The sequence below is a fragment of the Allobosea sp. 05T422_2 genome (genome assembly GCF_056396265.1).
In genome coordinates this window covers 1-12,992 of sequence record NZ_JBFTLD010000188.1, presented here as the reverse complement: position 1 = coordinate 12,992, position 12,992 = coordinate 1, and the positions used below count along the sequence as shown (strand labels likewise).

The 12,992-nt window shown below is 63.7% G+C and carries 14 protein-coding genes, 1 tRNA gene and 1 pseudogene; 5 read left to right on the top strand and 11 right to left on the bottom strand.

Annotation, left to right across the window (positions count from 1 at the left end):
- Together AC1DJT_RS25520 and AC1DJT_RS25515 are read right to left on the bottom strand one after the other, a co-directional pair.
- Window positions 1-131 (bottom strand): flagellar hook capping FlgD N-terminal domain-containing protein (locus AC1DJT_RS25520; RefSeq protein ID WP_476835132.1); only part of this gene is annotated, 131 nt, incomplete at its 3' end.
- 11 nt (window positions 132-142) lie between these two features.
- Window positions 143-1,588, bottom strand: a complete 1,446-nt coding sequence (locus tag AC1DJT_RS25515) for a flagellar hook-length control protein FliK (RefSeq protein WP_476769425.1) — start codon at window positions 1,586-1,588, stop codon at window positions 143-145.
- Window positions 1,589-1,827: 239 nt separating this feature from the next.
- Here AC1DJT_RS25515 and mnmA point away from each other — a divergent pair, with 239 nt between their 5' ends.
- Window positions 1,828-3,012 (top strand): tRNA 2-thiouridine(34) synthase MnmA, encoded by a 1,185-nt coding sequence (gene mnmA, locus AC1DJT_RS25510; protein WP_476835131.1) that lies wholly within the window; start codon window positions 1,828-1,830, stop codon window positions 3,010-3,012.
- Between the two features lie 52 nt (window positions 3,013-3,064).
- Window positions 3,065-3,703, top strand: coding sequence for a class I SAM-dependent methyltransferase (locus AC1DJT_RS25505; RefSeq protein ID WP_441489575.1), 639 nt, complete (start codon window positions 3,065-3,067; stop codon window positions 3,701-3,703).
- A gap of 37 nt (window positions 3,704-3,740) precedes the next feature.
- On the opposite strand, the gene AC1DJT_RS25500 is transcribed toward AC1DJT_RS25505, so the two are convergent.
- Window positions 3,741-4,088 carry a hypothetical protein gene (locus AC1DJT_RS25500; protein ID WP_476769422.1) on the bottom strand — a complete coding sequence of 116 codons (348 nt, stop codon included), beginning with the start codon at window positions 4,086-4,088 and terminating at the stop codon, window positions 3,741-3,743.
- 324 nt (window positions 4,089-4,412) lie between these two features.
- Between AC1DJT_RS25500 and AC1DJT_RS25495 the strand changes: the two genes are divergently transcribed.
- Window positions 4,413-4,489, top strand: a tRNA-Met gene (locus AC1DJT_RS25495).
- A 329-nt stretch (window positions 4,490-4,818) separates the two neighbouring features.
- Here the strand turns inward: AC1DJT_RS25495 and AC1DJT_RS25490 are convergent.
- Window positions 4,819-5,187: a DUF669 domain-containing protein gene (locus AC1DJT_RS25490; RefSeq protein WP_476769421.1), complete on the bottom strand. Its 369-nt coding sequence runs from the start codon at window positions 5,185-5,187 to the stop codon at window positions 4,819-4,821.
- 121 nt (window positions 5,188-5,308) lie between these two features.
- Between AC1DJT_RS25490 and AC1DJT_RS25485 the strand changes: the two genes are divergently transcribed.
- Together AC1DJT_RS25485 and rfbA are read left to right on the top strand one after the other, a co-directional pair.
- Window positions 5,309-5,515, top strand: a complete 207-nt coding sequence (locus AC1DJT_RS25485) for a helix-turn-helix domain-containing protein (protein ID WP_476769420.1) — start codon at window positions 5,309-5,311, stop codon at window positions 5,513-5,515.
- A gap of 114 nt (window positions 5,516-5,629) precedes the next feature.
- Window positions 5,630-6,490 (top strand): glucose-1-phosphate thymidylyltransferase RfbA, encoded by an 861-nt coding sequence (rfbA, locus tag AC1DJT_RS25480; RefSeq protein WP_476769419.1) that lies wholly within the window; start codon window positions 5,630-5,632, stop codon window positions 6,488-6,490.
- 329 nt (window positions 6,491-6,819) lie between these two features.
- Here the strand turns inward: rfbA and AC1DJT_RS25475 are convergent.
- From AC1DJT_RS25475 to AC1DJT_RS25445, 7 genes and pseudogenes are all read right to left on the bottom strand, one after another.
- Window positions 6,820-7,438 (bottom strand): annotated as a pseudogene (locus tag AC1DJT_RS25475) (transposase); the annotation flags it as partial.
- Between the two features lie 151 nt (window positions 7,439-7,589).
- Window positions 7,590-8,012: an IS110 family transposase gene (locus AC1DJT_RS25470; protein WP_476769418.1), complete on the bottom strand. Its 423-nt coding sequence runs from the start codon at window positions 8,010-8,012 to the stop codon at window positions 7,590-7,592.
- 1,623 nt (window positions 8,013-9,635) lie between these two features.
- Entirely contained in the window at window positions 9,636-9,797 is a 162-nt protein-coding gene (locus AC1DJT_RS25465) for a hypothetical protein (protein ID WP_476835130.1), read from the bottom strand.
- Window positions 9,798-9,829: 32 nt separating this feature from the next.
- Window positions 9,830-10,186 (bottom strand): hypothetical protein, encoded by a 357-nt coding sequence (locus AC1DJT_RS25460; protein ID WP_476769416.1) that lies wholly within the window; start codon window positions 10,184-10,186, stop codon window positions 9,830-9,832.
- Window positions 10,187-10,193: 7 nt separating this feature from the next.
- On the bottom strand, window positions 10,194-10,325 hold the full coding sequence (locus tag AC1DJT_RS25455) for a hypothetical protein (protein ID WP_476769415.1): 132 nt from the start codon (window positions 10,323-10,325) through the stop codon (window positions 10,194-10,196).
- A gap of 11 nt (window positions 10,326-10,336) precedes the next feature.
- A complete protein-coding gene (locus AC1DJT_RS25450; RefSeq protein ID WP_476769414.1) occupies window positions 10,337-11,491 on the bottom strand; it encodes an AAA family ATPase in 1,155 nt (384 codons plus the stop codon).
- The gene (locus AC1DJT_RS25445) at window positions 11,415-12,113 is read right to left on the bottom strand and encodes a hypothetical protein (protein WP_476769413.1); all 699 of its coding nucleotides are present in this window, start codon (window positions 12,111-12,113) and stop codon (window positions 11,415-11,417) included. The genes AC1DJT_RS25450 and AC1DJT_RS25445 overlap by 77 nt, the downstream gene beginning before the upstream one ends.
- Window positions 12,114-12,992 lie beyond the last annotated feature (879 nt).

Here is a 12,992-nt window from a genome sequence, read left to right as displayed (position 1 = left end):
CTCTGGTTCTTGAGCTGGGTCGTCAGCAGCGTCAGGAACTGATCGAAATTATTGGCGATCGAGCTTCCGCCGCCGCTGACATTGGTAGCGGAGCCGGTGCCGGTGCTCGATGAGGTGTTGGAAACGGTCATGATCCGCCCCTTCAGATGCTGAGGTCGACGCCGCCGAGCCTGACGAGGCGGCGGATGGGCGCAGGCTGCGCCGGAATGGCTGAGGCATCGCCGAGCTCGGCGGCATCAGGCTGGATGCGGGCACGGCGCGGCGCCTCGTCATCCTGCCGCTGCTGGCGGAAACCGGGCTGATCGTTCGGATCGCGCAATGTGATATCGACGCCGCTATCCGAGGGTTTGAGACCGGCCTGCTCGAAGGCACGCTCAAGCGTCCGCGCATCCCGCTGAAGCAGGTGCAGGGTCTCCACACGGTCGACGACCAGTTTTGCGCTGACCTCGCCCTTCTCGGAGATCTCGAGATTAACGTCGACGCGGCCAAGTTCAGGCGGGTCAAGCCGAATATCGAAGCGCTTGCTGCCGGCAAGGGCACGCAGACCGATCTCGATCGGGACGACATGGAGCGGTGTCGGCTGGCCGTCAGCCATGCCGCGATGCATGCCGGCCGAAGGCTGCTGCGCCGCCTTGGCCAGGTCGATATCAGGCAGACCGGCAATGCCTTCCGGCTTGCCGGAATGCGACGCCACGGCCGCGGACAGCTCGATCGGCACCGGCGCCTGCTGCACTTCGACAGGCTTGAACAGGTCGGCGAGCGGCTGCCCCGCAGCGACGGTGGTATTGGCCGGGCCGGTCGCAGTTTCCTTCGATGCGGCGATCATCGGTCCCGCATGCGGTTTCTCCGCCGGCTTGCCGACTTCGTCGCCTTCGGAGGTCGACGCGGCGGCATCGGTTGCGGATACAGCGGCCATGACAGACGCCTCGGCTGGCACGAGGGTCTGGGCCGGCATAGCTGCCTGCGCCATCCCGGTGGGAATCCCCTGAGCCGCCTTCGTCCCACCTGGAACGGCTTCATCGCCGATGCCTGCCGCAGCGATGTCGCCACCGACCAACGGCAGAGCGACGACAACCGGGATAGCCGCCGGCGCGGGAATTGGCATCACGACAGCGGCCTCGACAGGCTTGTCAGCGGAGGCGGCTTCCTTCGGCTCGGAATCCGTCGGTTTTTCTTCGACACCAGGCTTGCCAGCGACGGCGGTCTTGCCGGCTGCGGCCTGTTCGGCGACGGCAATGGCGACGAGCGCGCCGATATCCGGCTTGGGCTGGGTCGCGGTCGGAGTTGCTTCGGCGGCCTCCGCCGGCACCACCACCGCGGTGGTGCCCTTGAGCAGCACCGCGGGCTGCACCGTCGCTAGCGCGGAGGCGGTTGCCTTCTGCTCCTGTGTCGCACTGGCCTTGCCGCCTGCCTCCGGCTTCGTCGCGGCAGCGTCGTCCTTCGCCGCGGCCGGCACCTCCGGGTCGCCGCCGCCCTCAGGCAGGCTGAATGGCGCGGCCGCACCATCGGAGCCGCGCTCTGGCGCACGGCGGCGCGACGCAGCCTGCTCGGCATTGGGCGAGGCGACTGAGGAGGAGACGGCAGACATCAGGTAAATCCGGACCGCGGGCAGGAACATGCCCAGGCCGCGAGCAGCAAGTCTCGCGCCAGGATGCTGTTCCTTTGTTTTCAAGGCGGTAGCGGCCATGCCCGGATCGCTCGCGGCAAGATTCTCCTTGCCCCCTCCGGTGAGGCGGCAGGATTTGCCGATCGCTCACTGGCCCGCCCCTGTCAAAGCCGGTATAGAACCGCCACATAGTCGCCTTCGCCAGGATGATCCCGCTCGCCATGACCTCCCCCCTCAACTCCCTCGACATCGCCAAGCCGCCCGCGGCGACGCGCGTCGTCGCGGCGATGTCCGGAGGCGTGGACTCGTCCGTGGTGGCCGCCCTGCTCAAGCGCGAAGGCTATGATGTCGTCGGCGTGACCCTGCAGCTCTACGATCACGGAGCCGCTGTCCATCGGGCCGGGGCCTGCTGCGCGGGACAGGACATTCATGACGCCCGCCGCGTCGCCGAGACGATCGGCATCCCGCATTATGTTCTCGATTATGAGAGCCGCTTCCGCGACGCCGTGATCGAGCGCTTTGCCGAGAGCTATCTCGCCGGCGAGACGCCCATTCCCTGCGTCGAGTGCAATCGCACCGTCAAGTTCCGCGACCTGCTCGGGCTCGCCCGCGAACTCGGCGCCGATGCGCTGGCGACGGGGCACTATGTCGTCAGCCRGGCCCTTGGCAACGGCCATCGCGGCCTGTTTCGTGCCGCGGACGAAGCCCGCGACCAGAGCTATTTCCTTTATGCGACGACGCAGGATCAGCTCGACCTGCTGCGTTTCCCTCTCGGCGAAATCGACAAGGCTCAGACCCGCGCCCTTGCCGCCGAGCTCGGTCTCGCCATCGCCGACAAGCCAGACAGCCAGGACATCTGCTTCGTGCCGAATGGCCGCTATGCCGACGTCATCGAACGGCTAAAGCCCGGTGCTGCGCGCCCCGGCGACATCGTCCATCTCGATGGACGCGTGCTGGGCCGCCATGAAGGCGTCCTTCGCTACACTGTCGGACAGCGCAAGGGGCTTGGGATCAGCACGACGGAACCGCTCTATGTGCTGAGGCTCGATGCCGAACAGGCGCGCGTGGTCGTCGGACCGCGCGAGGCTCTCGGCGTGCGTGAAGTCCGGCTGCGCGATCTCAACTGGATCGGCGATGTCGCACTGGACGCCCTGCCGCCTGAAGGCCTCGATGTGGCGGTGCGTGTCCGCTCGACCCGCGCCCCGCGCGAAGCCCGGCTGCTGCGTGACGATTCCGGGCTCATCATCGTGCTCGCGGGCGAGGAGGAAGGCGTCTCTCCCGGCCAGGCCTGCGTGATCTACGACCATGCCGGATCCGGTGCGCGTGTCCTGGGTGGCGGCACCATCATCTCGCCTGCAGCCCAGGCTGCGGCTGCCCGGCTCGAGCTTGCTCTCGCCGCCTCGTGACTGCGGCTCCACCTCCCCCACCCACGCCACTCCGATCCAGTCGAGCTGCCCTATGCCTGTGACCTATGACCTCGAAGGCCAGAAGCGGGTCTATGCCACCTGGGCAAAGTTCTACGACAAGGTCTATTTGCGGCTGCTCGCCCGCGCCCAGCGCGAAGCCGTTGCGGCCGCTTGTGCCTGTGGTCCCGATATTCTCGAGATCGGCGTCGGAACCGGCCTGACGCTTGCCTATTTCACGCCGGACCGCCGTGTGCTTGGCGCCGATCTCTCGCTCGACATGCTGAAAGTGGCCAACCGTAAGGTCGCAAGTCAGGGACTGAAGCATGTGAAGGGGCTGATGGTGATGGACGCCTGCCGCCTCGGCTTCGGCGACGAGCGCTTCGATGCCGTGACGGCGCAGTTCGTCATCACGCTGGTGCCAAACCCCGAACAGGCACTCGATGAAATGGACCGCGTCCTGAAGCCAGGTGGCGAGATCATCATCTCTAGCCGATTGGTAGACGACAGTGCGCTGACAGCGCCGCTCTGGGCCGCGCTCGCGCCGATCGCCAAGGCGATCGGCTGGAGCACGGATTTCAAGGTCCGTCGGCTGACGGATTGGGCCGCGCGGACGGGCCGCTACGACACCGTCCATGTCGGCAAGGGCTACTTCAAGGTCGTCAGACTGAGAAAGCGCCCGGCAAAGGCCTGAAGCCCGGCCGAGCGCAGTTACTCAGCGAAACCTGCGCTCAGCGATACTTGCTGGAGGAGGCCGGCGCGTTCGCCGCTTGCGGCGCAAAGCCGAAGCAGCCCTTCTGCACCATATTCGGATCGTTCTGCTCAGCCATCCTCTGGCAGAAGCTCAGACGCGTGCAGTAGTCGGCGGCAATCCCCATGCCCGAGCCGAGCACGCCGAACTGGGTCTTGTAGGCGCAGGATTGCTGCCAGGGTTCGGCAGCCTGCACCGCGGCGGGAGTGATCATCACGAAGGGCGTGGTCACMAGGGATAGCACAGCTGCGGCAGCGAGCAGGCTCCTTCGGGCGAGCAGCTTCAAACCCATCGAGAAGCTGAACTGTTCTTGTACGAGCGAGCTCATATGCGAGGACTCCTGGATCATGGCCTCGCGAGCGACAGCGCACTGCGGCAACGGCAGCAACGGCAGCAACATGCAGCCCAGCCAGCGATGACCAACATTTGTATCCCTTCCATGTGAACTAGGCATGGCTTGGCCGGGATCAAGCGTCCCGTCATTGCAGGAATGCATGGCGGACCCTGGACAATTGCCATGTCTGCCTTCGGGGAGGCCGCCCGCATCTGTGTAAAGGATGTGAAGCATGCACCAGCAGGCTTGACGGCTCCCTGCTGCGCCCCCTATATCCGCGCCATCGCAAGCCGCTGGCGCCATTGTCGCCGGTCTTGGGGCGGGGTAGCTCAGCTGGTTAGAGCAGCGGAATCATAATCCGCGTGTCGGGGGTTCGAGTCCCTCTCCCGCTACCACTTTTCTCTAAGCAAAATCATTGACTTAGAGAAAAGCGAGGCGAAACCAGACGCCTGGGTAACTTGCAACGCGTTGCAGATTCCCGCCGATTCCGCCTGTTTTGGAGTGTTGCAATTAAGTCCATGCAACACGCTGCAACACGAATTCTCGCTAATTCCGCGTGTCGCGCGGCGTTCCGCTGAACGAAATATACGCTACCCGCCGCCCCAATTACGACACACCGTCCCAGCACATGGCGCGACCGTCTCAGCGATGCGGCGGCGGACGCCGGATTAGCGTCAAAGCTGCCCCCCACCCCCCATCAGGCCCGGCGTCCATCTTCATCGAGCTAGGCTGCCCACTCGCCGTAGGCGCGAACGATATTGCGGCCCTTGGCAACGCCGATCTGCGCATCGAATGGCTTGAACCTCAGGTCGCCCGTGTGCTCCGGATTGGGAACGCCAATCGCCCGCCGCAGCGCCGCGAAGTGACGCTGGCCGATCCGCTGGGCTTCCGCGTTTTCGTGCTCCAACGCCATCTCGATGTTGAGCGGCTGCCCGTCGTGGTCGCCCCCGACGATCTGCGCCTTGCACTTCAGCACCATGCCGGACCCTGTTTCGCTCGGCTCGTAAGCGGACTCCACAATCTCCAGATCGTAGCGGCCGATCGGCAGGGGCGCGTAGCCGACGGACGGCACATTAACGATGTTGGCGGGCATATCGGTTGTTTCCTTGCCTCACCGTGGCGTTTTCGCTACCGTGTAAATATTAACTGCCGCATTCGCCTCGTTAAGGCGAAATCGCCATGAAGTATCGAATTTGTTGTCCACTCAATGTAGGATGGCGAGAGCCGCACTTCAGCTTGGCGTCCGCGAATTAGCAGACGCGGCGAAGGTATCCACCAACACGATCACGCGCTTCGAAGGCGGCGAGGCGCTGAAGCCGCGAACCGTTGACGCCATCCGCGCCGCCCTGGAGCAAGCAGGCGTCGCTTTCCTCGACAACGGGGACACGGCAGCCGGCCCGGGAGTCGCCCTTAAAGTCTAGCGTCGAGGCGTCTACCAGCGGTGCTCAGGCACATAAGCTCTTTGGCTATCGCGCAAAGCCGTGGCAGGAACGCATGCGCGAGGTCGTGGCCACGTTGATGGCGCAGAGGGTACCATGAAGGGCATCATTCTAGCCGGCGGGACCGGCACGCGGCTGCACCCGGTGACCTCCGTGGTCTCGAAGCAGTTGCTGCCCGTCTACGACAAGCCGATGATCTACTACCCGCTCTCGACGCTGATGCTTGCCGGCATCCGCGAGATCCTGATCATCACAACCCCGCATGATCAGGCGCTGTTCATCCGCTTGCTGGGGGACGGGACCCAGTTTGGCCTGAATCTCAGCTACGCCGTGCAGGCCGAACCGCGCGGGCTTGCCGACGCCTTCATCGTCGGGCGCGATTTTGTCGGGACCGACCGCGTCGCGCTGGTCCTTGGCGACAACATCTTCTACGGTCATGGCCTGCCCGAGTTGATGGCGGAGGCCGCCGCGCGGCCGACGGGGGCGACCGTCTTCGGCTATGTCGTCTCCGACCCGCAGCGTTACGGCGTGGTCGAGCTCGACACGGCCGGCAAGGGCATCTCGATCGAAGAAAAGCCGGCCGAACCGAAATCTAATCTCGCGGTGACCGGCCTTTATTTCTACGACAATGACGTCCTCGACATCGCCGCCGCCATCAAGCCATCGGCGCGCGGCGAGATCGAGATCACCGATATCAACCGCGCCTACATGGCGCGCGGCGCGCTTCATGTGCAGATCATGGGCCGCGGCTTCGCCTGGCTCGATACCGGCACGCATGAGAGCCTGATGGAAGCCGGCCAGTTCATCGAGATCCTGGAGCGGCGCCAGGGCATGAAGATCTCCTGCCCGGAGGAAATCGCCTTCCGTAAGGGGTTCATCACTCGCGATCAGCTGGCCGAACTGGCGAAGCTGACGGGCAAATCGAGCTATGGGCAGTATCTGGCGAAACTGCTCTGATTGCGGGCCTTCCGGCTCATGAGGGTACGGAGATCGGTATGACCTGGTCGGCGCGGCCAGACACGAAATTCGAGGATGAGCGGACCCGCCCCGGTGACGCGCGCACACCAGCCATCCCACAGCGCGAAAAGCAGCCCGCCGCTCTGGGCGGAGTTAGGCGGGGCGCCGCGGCAGGCACCAGCACGCGAACTGAACGCTGTTGCCTGTCGAGAGTTCCGCACGCCAAGCCCGGCCCAACCGGCTAGCCTACCTCGAGGGGAGATTCGCCGTGTCCGGTTCAAGCGCGCAGGCTGGCGTGGGCCTTGGGTTTTGTGCAGCTGGCAGCACACCGTCCAGAAGATCTCGGCCTCGGAGGGGCCGATGTCCCTGCCCAGAACCTCGCGCCGGCCGTCGCCGTTGACGCCGACCGCCACGATCAATGCCACCGAAACGATCCGTCCAGCCTAGCAGACCTTCACCTAGGTCCGGTCGATCCAGAGATAGGGCCAGTCGCCGTCGATCGGCCGGTCGAGGAAGGCCTGCACCCGCTCGTCGATCTCCTCGAATAGTCGGCTGACCTGGCTCTTCGAGATGCCGCTCATCCCCATCGCCTTGACCAGATCATCGACCGAGCGGGTCGAGATGCCCTGGATGTAAGCCTCCTGGATCACCGCCGTCAGCGCCTTCTCAGCCATGCGGCGCGGCTCGAGGAAGCCGGAGAAGCGACTGCCCTTGCGAAGCTTGGGATGCGCAACTCGACCGCGCCGGCGCGCGTCTCCCAGTCGCGCTCGCGATAGCCATTGCGCTGACAAGGCGCTCAGGACTCTTCTCGTCGAAGCCGGCGCCGGCCAGCCCGCCGAYCTCCAGCTCCATCAGACGCTGGGCGGCAAAGCCGATCATCTCGCGCAGAAAATCGGCGTCGGGCCTCTTCTCCAGCAGCCCGCGCAGGCTCATCATCTCGTCCGGCAATCGCCGATGACCACCTCAGCTCCCCCACGGGATCCATGATCGCCTGCAACATGGTATCGCATGCGACCAACTCACGAACCCGGCTCGCGAAGCCCCTCCGCGATACGATCCCGACCTTCAGCCCAAATGGGCGACGAAGGCCCCTGGTGACTTACTCGGCGGCGGCAACAGATCGGATGACGTGCTTGCGAGCTGCCGCAAGGGCCCGCGCCTGCTGGCTGCCAATGCTCTTAACATGGACAGCCTTGAACCAGCCCGTCCTCACCACCTGCGCGATCCCCCGGGCGTCATTTCGATCGGTCTTCACCGGCATGGCTGAAAGTGCCGCGTTGACCTGGCGCGCTTCCAGGCAGATGGCCGGCAGCCCAAGCTGGATGAGATTGGCTGTCAGCCACTCGGACATCGGCCCTGCCTTGAGGCCGACCCGTTGGACTTGATCGGCAAACGGTTCGAGATAGTCAGCGATCGACGGTGCATCCGCCGAGGCCGTTCCATCTCGAATGGGCTTCCCTGCATTGTCCACGACACAGATCGCGACTGAGTTCAGCGAGACATCGATGCCGACATAGATCATGGCATTTCTCCCTGCACGGGGGGTCCATGATCGTCAGGACGTAGGGGCCTATAGGCAAGCCAGTCGGGCGATCAGGACCGAATACCCCATCTCTTCCGAGAAGCGGCTCCGCTTCATGTTCTGGTCCTCTCAATGGGCCAGAACGTCAAACCGGATTAGAACCGAGGGGCAACGTCACCCAGGACCGCATCACGCACCCGAGCCTGAGGACTGCTGGCTTCACCTTCCAAATCGGCGAGGTCTGCCTTCTGATCCCCGCCCGCTCGGCGAGTTGGATCTGGTCCAAGCCCAAGAGCCACTCGGCAGCCGCGACCCACCGGCCGGTAGACTTGAGCGCCTGACTTCATGTTCGAAAAAGCCATTCGGATCGGATGACGAGACACGTGTTTAGATATCCAAACATACGTTTTGATATCCGTCCCGAGGCGAAGGCCTCGCCTGCGACATCGCCGCGATCAAGCCTTGTTGTTTGCTCGCCGCGCCGGTCGGATCTCCACGAAAGCTGATGTCAGTAACCCCATTCTCGTAGGCATATGTGAACAAGGCTACGAACTCGTCCGAAAAGCTCTCAGCCTTCATGCGGGATATCGTCTCGCCGCGCTTGCTCGGGCGCCGCCGCGGGACAGAATTACCGCCTGCTCGGGGCCCTATTCCGGACTACCATTTTTATCGGGTAACGACGCGTGCCGCGGAACGTTGCCACGACGAACCGCTTGTCGCCGGCGTATTTCCAGCGAACGATGAAGAATAGGCGAACAGGGGATAGAGCTCGTAATGGGTGAAAGCCGGTATTTGTCATCCGAACGGACGGCTTCACAGCACCAGTTTACAGCCGGCCTGGACTGCTACGCATCGGTGATCCTGGAGTTGATCGGGGAGTGGAGGCGCGTGGCCATGCCGAAGCCTCGCGAGCGCCCGATGTACGATCGCATCGCCGCGAACTTCCTCCAGCTAGCGCGCGATTTCGTGGGCAATGACAACGAGCGGAACCTTCGTCGACTCGGCGCACTTCGAGCTGGCGAACTCCGACTGGTGTGCGCACTCGGGCTGTTCACCGGCGGGCTCCTGAAGGGAAAGGCTGCCTCTAACATTACAGACCGCGTTTGCGGAGAAGCACTGGCTCGCTTGGATGCCGCCCAGGTAAAAGCGCTTCCGACCAGTTACGAGCTCGGGCAGTTCCTCAGCGGGATCGGCATCGCGGCAGCCGATGTGGCTGACGCAAAACGAAGGCACCGAGCGAGGTCGCAGTCACGTGTACGCGCCCAATAGCCGTTACTCTCCGCCACGAGCGCACGGATAATGAGACCTGCGGCAAACTCCGGCGCGCAGGTGCCGGCACGTAAACGAAGCTGGGCGGGCACTCGGTCAAGAAGCGCCCGCCCAGCCGTTGTCCCTTGTCCTTGCGAAGGCAAGGAGCAGGTGCCATGGGGAGCCGATCCCACGCAATGGCAGGATGACCGACACATCGACGCGCCCGCAGCTTCGCTGATGGTCATCCCACCGCGCGTCATTCACACGACGGAAGGCCGTGGCGACGGCCAGGCCCCTGGCTTCCTCCAGGGAGGAGAGAATTTCGGATCCATAGAACTCGTGGTTTCCTGGKACGAAGACGACGGGCCGGCCCTAGAGCGGGCCGCGTCTTTGAAGGCCGATCCAATCGATCGAGCTTGCAATGGGGCGGTCGACATCGCCTGCGAATACCGCGACATCGAACTCCCCGATGTCTTCGGGAAGCTCAAATGGACCGAATTCGAGGTGGATATCGGATAGCACCAAGAGGCGCATGTACGGCTCCGTTGCTTTTGGCTCCTCAGGCATTAGGGGCGCTTCAGCGGAATGCGTGGGTTCCCTCTTCGCAAACTTGGCTGAGGACCCAAGGCTGGCTCGAATCCTATTGCGATTAGCGCCTCTCCGAATGACAGCGGTTTCGCAACAGCCTCAAGCAGTTGAGCCAGGTCCTCCATCGAGATCACGATCATATGCTGCCCGGTATGGTCGGTAGCGCTCGATATGCCTCGATTGCCCGGGCCGCCCTCTTGAGCGAGCCGCCCAAAATCAATTTCCGCCTTAGCCAATGGCTCGGCGACCTCGCCAAGCGCCTCAAGCAACGTTGACTTCGGCCGCTCGGCCGCCCAGGCGGCGGCGCGAATGCGTTGAATGTCTTGCTCTTGCATACTGTCCTCACATTGCTTGGACGCCGTTCCCAGCAGCCGACGCATCATCGGCCATGGGATCAATGGCCTCCGAGTTTGAGAACAGGGCGGCGATGGACGCGAAACCGATCCTCTTCTTTTCGAGAAGCTCCTTGGTCACCTGATCCGTCCCTATCCGGTTGCGCTGAACGATCGAGCGTGCCCGTGCCATCTGTTCGGCAAGGATCGCCTCGACCCGCTCGCGAGATCGGCTTCTCCGTCGGCCGCCAGGAACGCCAGCCCTTGGCCAAGACCGTAAGACGTTTCGAGCCGCAGCGCGGTCAGGGTCGCAAGGTGAAGATCGCTACCGAGTTCCCCACCACCTCCGATCGAGCGGTTCCCTAGGATGACCTCTTCCGCAGCGGCGCCCGCGAGCAAAAAGCAGATTTTGTCGAGCAAAGTTTGAGTCGTCTTGTCAGCGACGGTTCTCGGGCCGATCCGGACGCCGCCCAGCGCCTGGGATCCCGAGGCGAGTTCGACCGTGTCGCGAATCTCCACGAACTCAAATTTTCTTCCGAGTACGACCGCCACGGTGGCATGGCCAGCTTCGTGGACCGCCGTGCGACGCATCATATGGTCCGGAATCGCGATCGTCGGCGGAAGCGAGGCCGTGAAGTCTGCGGTTGTGATGGCCCTCCGCGCTCGGCGGGCCAATCGGCGCGCGTCACGGACAAGCCGCTCGAGCGCGGCCCCGCTCCAACCTTCTGTTCGAGCGGCGATCGAAGAAAGCCTCTCACCCGCAAGCGCGTTTTCGAGATGCCATCGGATGTTTCCCTCACGCGCGGCGGCGTCGGGAAGTGTAATCCGGATATGGCGATCAAGGCGTCCGGGCCGTACGAGAGCGGCGTCGAGTCGATCGGGATGGTTGCAGGCGCCTACAACAACAACGCCCTCTCGCTGATCGACGCCATCAAGACATTCGAGCAGGCCTGAGACCACCTCTACGTTGTAGTGAGCGTTTTCGCCCTTGAACGTTTCCCTATCGCCGAACGCGTCGATCTCGTCGATGAACAGGATGCAGGGAGACTTGCGACGCGCTTCGTCGAAAGCCGCGCGCATGGCTTTGAGCAGGTCGCCGAGGTGCCCTCGCGCTTGCCATCGTGCGAGAGATCCCAAAACCAACTCAACGCCGCAGGAGGCTGCCAGCGCCTTCGCATAGGTGGTTTTGCCCGTGCCGGACGGCCCGCTGACGAGGACCCCTCGATTTACGTCAGCCCAGGGAATCTTGCTCGCGCCAATCCTTGAGATCGATGGCGAGCTCTCGCGCCCAGTCTGCAGCCTCGCCAAGCCCGTGGAGATGCTCGATCCGGAGTTGGCGCAACTCGACCGGCGGCGGCTTTGCAATCGCCTTCCGCATGCAATCGAGCGAATGGGAAACTGGTCGTCCCCGTCGGAGCATGGCGCTGATCACTGTAAGAGGTATCGACGCGAGCTCATGTGCCTGCTGCCTGCTCACACGCTGGTTGAGACAGATTTCGCCGATGGCAAGGAGATGGCGAGGCTCCGGCGCCGCGAGTTCGACGATGCCGTCAATGGCTGCGAGTACCATGGCCGGTACCTCGGCGATGTCCGCGGCCAAGACGACGAAGCGGTCCTCTTTCAGGAGGCCGGCACCCGTCGAATCCTTCGTGCCCTTGCTCCAATGTTCCGCGGCCACGACGACCTTCGCCGCCGCTTCTGTGTCGAAGCGAACGGGTCGAGCGACTGGCATAGATGCAAAATGAACAGCCTGCCTGTAGTCATCCACGTCGGCGTCTTCCGGCATGACCAGAACGAGCGCCACCGCCTCGCCACGACGCAGTTGCGGGTAGCCTCGACAGTCGCGGATGACGGTGCAGCAAGCCAGGAAGCGGCCGACTTTCTTAGTGACCGGGCGACGCTCCCGGGCCGCGCTGATCCTTCGATCCATTGGGAATTCCTCTTGAGCCCAGGCTTTGGATCTCTCGCGATGCCGAGTGGTCCCGGGATGGCTCGCAGCCGATTGAGGCAATTGCTCCGCCGCCTCCGCTGCATCTCTCTTTGCGTCGATTGCCGCAGGATGGATGCCTGGCACTCGAGCCCGATCTCGCGTGGATCCGAGCCACTCGAAGATCTTGCTCGCACGGTTGATGAACAATCGCAGTAGTGCCAACTCTCGGCTGACAATCCGCGGCTTGAGCCACTTTCCCGAAGGCGGCATGACCTACCGCTCCGAGCAAGCCACATCGTCCGAGGCCTTCAACAGCGAGCTCCCCGTCGCCTTCAGCATCGCGTAGCGGAGTACGCATTCGAGCCGCTGATGAGGAAAACCTCCACGTCGCGCCCTGTCGTTTCGTTCATGCCTGGACTCCCAAGGTTCGAAGGATCGAGCGCTTGGTGCAGCAAGGGCGAGGCGATTCCCGGATGACGAATTGCCCCGGGGGGAGGGAGGAGAAGGGATTCGGCCCCTCGCAAAACTTTTTACAGCCGGATCAGCGGGTTACGCCGAGAAAAGGTCGCGCGGGAACCATTTTCGGGGGAGCCGTTGGGGGAGCAGCTCCTCTCGTACGGAGGATGGGCCCAAGGGACTCGAATCCCGGGAAGAAATTCGCGCCCCGGGACACTTTTCAAATCGGATGGCACCAGGCCCCATGCACGGCGGTGGCGAAGCGCAACATCCTGCTCAATCCGCCGAACGAGACGAAGCGCCTCCTCTCGGTCTCGACGGCGCGGCGAACCTCCCCTCGGAACCCGGGGTCCATYGGCTGTGACGGAAAGCGCAGCAGGAGCTCGTGCGCTGGCCTGCAGGCGCGCGCGGCTCCGACGACAC